This is a genomic window from Parafrankia soli (assembly GCF_001854695.1).
In the GTDB taxonomy this organism is placed as follows: Bacteria; Actinomycetota; Actinomycetes; order Frankiales; family Frankiaceae; genus Parafrankia; species Parafrankia soli.
Window position 1 is genome coordinate 1 of sequence record NZ_MAXA01000065.1, and the last position, 5,402, is coordinate 5,402.

The following is a 5,402-nucleotide window of genomic DNA, read 5'->3' on the forward strand; positions in this document are numbered from 1 at the left end:
GATCACCACGCGTCATACAACCGTGCTACCAGCCGAAGCACCCGGACGAAGGACGAACACCCCGATTGTGATCCGGACTCAGAACAGGCCCTAGTTGGCGTCCGCACCTCCGGGTGGGGTGCGGGCCGGCAGGACGCGGCCGATCCCGAAGGTGATCAGCGCGGTGCAGAGGGTGATCGCGAGATCGGTTGGTGTCGACGGGGTCGTCAGGTGCGCCGCCGACAGCACGAGAACCAGGAAAAGCCCCGCCGCCGTGCCCGCCGGGACGAGACGTAGCCCACGCCGCCATGGTGCCGGTGCGGGAGCGTTCCGCCGCGCCGCGAGCAGGGCCGCCGCGAGCAGCAAGCCCGTGAGCGTGAACATGCCCAGGATGAACAGGCCGTAGGTGGAGAACAGCGAGCCGCGGACGTCGGCGTGCCCGTTCGCGGCGGCCACCGTGGCGAGATCGGTGTCACGGATCTCCACCCTGACCGGCAGCGAGCCGCTGGCCCGCCGGGCGAGGTCGCGCAGGTCGAGATCGACCGTCCAGGTCGCCGCGCCGCGGGCCGGGACGGTCGTGCGCACCCGGGTGTCGTAGTCGAAGAAGGTCAGGCCGAGCACCGTTCCACTCAGCCGCACCGAGTCGACCTCGAGCGCCGACCGGCCGAGGTTCTCCAGGCCGACGACGAGGCGCGTCGCGGCCGACGCGTCGAGGACGACGTCACCATCGAGGGGGCGGCCGTCGATGGTGACGGACAGCCGTGTCGTATTGTCGTTCTCCGCCCAGGCGGTGGGTACGAAGAATACCCCGAGCCATGTCATGCAGATAACAAGGGCGGCGAGGAGACGGCATTTTGGTGCCGTTGCCGGCCCGCGCGATCCGGAAATCACATCTCCCCTTCCGGCCGGTAGCTCACCGAATCGGATGTTACGCTGGCCAGGATGTCGGCGGCCCTTCACCGCAATCGTATTGGGTGGGGGCGGGCGCCGTTCGGGTGGCGCACTTCGGGGGCCGCGCCGCCGTCGAACTCCACCATTGGGTGGTACCGGCGATCACCGGCCCGCGTGTCGGGCGGGATCGCGGCCGGCTTTCACAATGCTGGAAAACTATTCCGGGGGTGGGTGGATGGTGAGCGGGCGACGCGCCGCTGGAATGCGCGGGAAACCGTGGGTTCTCCGTGTTCTCCTGCTCGCGTTCACCGCTCTGTTCTGCGGCGTCATCGGTGCTGTTCCGCCCGCCGGGGGCGCGGCCGTGCCGGCCTCGGCGCTCGACACCGTCGCGCCGGCGGTCACGTCCTCGTCCGAAGCGCCGGCTGTGTCGCCGTCCGAACAGCCGGCACCGCCGCCACCGCCTGCCCCTGCCCCTGCGCCCGCGCCGTCCGCGGAGCCGGTGCCGCCGCCGGCGGGTACCGGAGCGGCGCCGCCGGCCGGCGCTACCGAGCCGAACTCCGGCGATCAGGACGCGCCCGCGGGCACGACCGCACCCGGCGGGGCCGGGTCGGGAGGCGACAGCCCGACGACCGCGCCAGGCACTCCGACCACCTCGCCCTCGTGCGCGGCTGGGGGAGCGGCACCGCGCCGGCGCGGCTGCCCGCCGGCCACCCCCGGTGAGACAGCCGATCCCGGGGAGACCCCCACCCCTGGTGGGACCGCAGGCCCCACATCGAGCCCGTCCTGCGGGGCCGGCCGGGGTACCGGCTCGACGGCGGCAACGGGCGGGAACTGCGGCGGCACCGTCGTCTGCCCGAGCCTCGGCCGCCCGTTCGACGCGCTGCCCCTGCCCGGCTGCCCGCCGGGCGACCACCCGACCGGCGGCCCGTCCGACGGCGGAGGGGACTCCGGAAACGGAGGCGGCGGCGGAACGAGCGGCGGCAGCGGCGGCAGCAGTGGCAGCGGCGGGGCCCCGGTCGTGCGCTGTGACGACGGCTCGTGGGCCCGGACGGCCGGCGACTGCCCGATCCGGCGCGTCCAGTGCCCGAACACCCCGGTCAGCGTGGCCGTGGGGGAGCCGTGCCCGAAGCCGGCGTCGGCCCGGCCCGTGCCCGTCGCCTGCTGGGACGGCTCCACCGCGCCCAGCACCGCCGCCTGCCCACCCGACCGCACGTTCTGCCCGGGCGGCGTCACCGTCCCGCTCGGGAGCAGGTGCGCGGAGCCGGCCGAGTCGGCGAAGTGCCCGCCGGGCACGGCGCGCGTCCTCGGTGCCTGTACCCCGATCGCCCGGCCGGGCTCGCCGCCACCGCCGCCCGGCGTCCCCGTAGCGCGCGAGCCCGAACCCGGGGAGCTGCGCTTCGACCGGTACGTGCTGGCCGCCGGCGACCTCCTCTACGCGCAGGGCGCCGGCTGCACCCCGGGCGCGGAGACGACCCTGACCGCCGGCGGCGAGCTCGTCGGCCGTACCGTCGCCGACCAGGACGGCCGTTTCGAGACCGTGGTGCGCTTCGCGAGCTTCCGTCCCGGCCACCGGCAGGTCGCCGCGGACTGCGGCGCCCACCTCGCCTCCGGCGTCGACATGATGCTGGTCTCCGCGGACACGAGTGCATCCGTCCCGTCGGTGGCGCTGCCGTTCCTGCTCGCGTTCGGGTCCCTCGCCGTCCACCGCCAGACGGCCCCCTGCGCGGCCGTCGCCCCCGGCGGCGGCAGCCGTAGCGGGTGACGGTGAGCTCGTCCAGCCTCGGTGGATCCGATGGATCTGATGGACCCGGTGGATCCGATGGGTTCGATGGATTCGACGGCGCCGATCCGGTGCGGGTCGGGCCGTACCGGCTGCTGCGCCGGCTCGGCGCGGGCGGCATGGGCACCGTCTACCTCGGGCTGAACGGTTCCGGGCGGCAGGTGGCCGTCAAGCTCGTCCGACCCGACCTGGCGCGGGTCGCCGAGTTCCGCGAGCGGCTGAAGCGGGAGGCGGACAGCGCCCGGCGGGTCGCCCGGTTCTGCACCGCGGCGGTGCTCGACGTGAACGTCACCGCCGACGTGCCCTACCTGGTCACCGAGTTCGTGGACGGCCCGACCCTGGCCGAGGTGGTGCGCGAGCGCGGGCCGCTGCACCCCGCCGAGCTGCACCAGCTCGCCGCCAGCATGGCCACCGCGCTGATGGCGATCCACCGCGCCGGCATCGTCCACCGCGACCTCAAGCCCAGCAACATCGTGCTCTCCCGACTCGGCCCGAAGGTCATCGACTTCGGCATCGCCCGCGCGCTCGACACGGCGTCCGTGCTGAGCGGGGAGCACCCCGTCGGCACCCCCGCGCTGATGGCCCCCGAGCAGGCCCGCGGCGACACGATCACCTCCGCGGCGGACGTCTTCGCCTGGGGCGGGGTGCTCGTGTACGCCGCCACCGGCCGCTACCCGTTCGGCACCGGCCCGGCCGCCGCGCTGCTCTACCGCACGGTCAACGACACCCCCACGCTCGACGGCTTCGAGGACTCCCTGCGTCCGCTGGTCGAGGAGGCGATGCGCAAGGCCCCGGCCGATCGGCCCACCGCCGAGCAGCTCTACGCCCGGCTGCTCGACATGCGCGTGGACGAGGCCGAACTACCCCTGGGACCCCCGCTCGCAGAGGTCACCGCGCTCGTCCAGCCGGTCGCGCCCGGGACGCCTGGAACACCTGGGATACCTGGAACACCCGGGAATCCGTCGCCGTCGCCGTCATCGGTGGAGACGCAGGCCGTCCCGCCGACCCCGGTTACCGTTCTGTCCCCGCACGGCTCGCCGGCGCCGTCCACGGCCGGTCGCGCCGGAACGGATCGTCGCGCCGGAACGGCCGGGCGGGCCAAAGCGCACGGGCGGAGCCAGGGCAGGCGGAGCCGACATGGGTGGCGCGGGATCGCCCTGCTCGCGGCGATCCTCGCCGCGGTCATCGCGACGGTCGTGCTCGTCGTGGTCGACAACCGGGGCGCGCCCAGCCCGACCGGCGTGCCCGAGCAGGTCGCGGCCAGGGCGCTGCGGCTGCAGTTCCAGGACCGCCCACTCGCCCGCCGGCTCGCGCTCGCGGCCTACCACGCCGCGCCGGAGTCGGCGTCCACCCGCAACGCGGTGATCGGCCTGTTCGCGGCCGACGTCGACCCGGTGGTGGCCCCGCTGGGCAGCCGCGTCCTGAGCGCCGCCCTGCGTCCCGACGGCCGGCTGCTCGCCGCCGGGACGGAAGCCGGGACCATCGAGCTCTGGGATCTCACCGACCTCGCCCATCCCGGCCACGCCGGCACCATTTCCGGGGTCGGTGACTGGGTCTACTCGGTGGCCTTCGACCCGGGCGGGAACCTGCTCGCGGCCGGTGTCGGCGACGGAGCCGTCCGGCTGTGGGACGTTACCGACCCCGCCCGCGCCGGCGCGCTCGCCACCATCGCGTTCCACCGTGACCGGGTGCGCTCCGTCGCCTTCGCCCCGGACGGCGGCACCCTCGCCTCCGGCGGCGACGACGGCCAGGTCGGCCTGTGGGCGGTGACCGACCCGGCCCATCCGCAGCGGCGGTCGGCGACCGACGGCGCCGTCGCCGGGATCCGGTCGCTCGCGTTCTCCCCGCGCGGCGGCCTGCTGGCCCTCGCCGGCGACGACGGCTCCGTCCGGCTGTGGAACGTCGCAGATCCGGCGCGGCCCGCCACCAGCTCCACCCTGCGTGGCACCGGCCGCACGGTGCAGTCCGTCGCCTTCTCCGCCGACAGCTCGACCCTAGCCGCCGGCGGCATCGACGGCGCCGTGCACACCTGGCGGGTCGACGGCCCGGGATCGGTCGTCGACCTCGGCTCCACCCCCGGCGGCGTCGGCGGGGTGACCAGCGTCGCCTTCAGCCCCGACCGCGCCATCCTGGTCTCGGCCAGCGAGGACGAGACCGTCCGGCTCACCGACATCTCCGCCCCGGCGGACCCCGTCCTGCTCACCGACCTGCGCGGCCACACGAAGGCGGTGAGCGCGGCGATGTTCGTCCCCGGTGGGCGGACCGTCGTGTCGGCCAGCGGCGACGGCTCCGTCCGACTGTGGACGGTCGACCCCGCGGTGCTCACCCGCAACGCCTGCGCCGACCCGTCAAACCAGATCGGCTCCAAGGAGTGGTACGCCAACTTCCCGAACACGCCCTACGCGTCACCCTGCCCCTGACACGACATCTGCCTCGTGACGCCAATGAACAAAGTTCTGGATGTGTTCAGTTCCCTCGGCATCATCGAGGTGCTTCAGTCGATGTCGGTTTCGATGAGCCCGGCTGCCCAGTCGGTGATCGCTGAACGAGGTACCGATTCCTCGGCAATCCGCCCGGAGGCCTCGCGGATGTGACTGAGACGCTCCCACAGCAGCGATCCGAGCCAGTCCTGTCCGAGGCCAGGCGGCCAGCGGATACTGGGTCTTCGAAGTTAACCGGGGTGGGGCACGGTGACCTGACCGGGGCTGGTGACCGTGCGTGATGTTGGCTCGTCGTGGCTTTGTATGCCCCG

The 5,402-nt window shown here is 74.1% G+C and carries 4 protein-coding genes; 3 read left to right on the forward strand and 1 reads right to left on the reverse strand.

What is annotated here, in order from left to right; translation table 11 throughout:
* Nucleotides 1–90 precede the first annotated feature (90 nt).
* Nucleotides 91–801, reverse strand: coding sequence for a hypothetical protein (locus tag BBK14_RS07670; protein ID WP_071060535.1), 711 nt, complete (start codon nt 799–801; stop codon nt 91–93).
* Between the two features lie 304 nt (nt 802–1,105).
* Between BBK14_RS07670 and BBK14_RS39755 the strand changes: the two genes are divergently transcribed.
* From BBK14_RS39755 to BBK14_RS38130, 3 genes are all read left to right on the forward strand, one after another.
* A complete protein-coding gene (locus BBK14_RS39755; RefSeq protein WP_241831276.1) occupies nt 1,106–2,632 on the forward strand; it encodes a hypothetical protein in 1,527 nt (508 codons plus the stop codon).
* A gap of 89 nt (nt 2,633–2,721) precedes the next feature.
* On the forward strand, nt 2,722–5,070 hold the full coding sequence (locus tag BBK14_RS07680; RefSeq protein ID WP_116430019.1) for a WD40 repeat domain-containing serine/threonine protein kinase: 2,349 nt from the start codon (nt 2,722–2,724) through the stop codon (nt 5,068–5,070).
* Between the two features lie 24 nt (nt 5,071–5,094).
* Nucleotides 5,095–5,244 (forward strand): hypothetical protein, encoded by a 150-nt coding sequence (locus tag BBK14_RS38130; protein WP_198541204.1) that lies wholly within the window; start codon nt 5,095–5,097, stop codon nt 5,242–5,244.
* Nucleotides 5,245–5,402 lie beyond the last annotated feature (158 nt).

What these genes read in the sequence shown, in the direction of transcription:
- BBK14_RS07670 (WP_071060535.1), bottom strand. Translation starts at nt 801, where the DNA reads ATGACATGGCTCGGGGTATTCTTCGTACCCACCGCCTGGGCGGAGAAC.
- BBK14_RS39755 (WP_241831276.1), top strand. Translation starts at nt 1,106, where the DNA reads ATGGTGAGCGGGCGACGCGCCGCTGGAATGCGCGGGAAACCGTGGGTT.
- BBK14_RS38130 (WP_198541204.1), top strand. Translation starts at nt 5,095, where the DNA reads ATGAACAAAGTTCTGGATGTGTTCAGTTCCCTCGGCATCATCGAGGTG.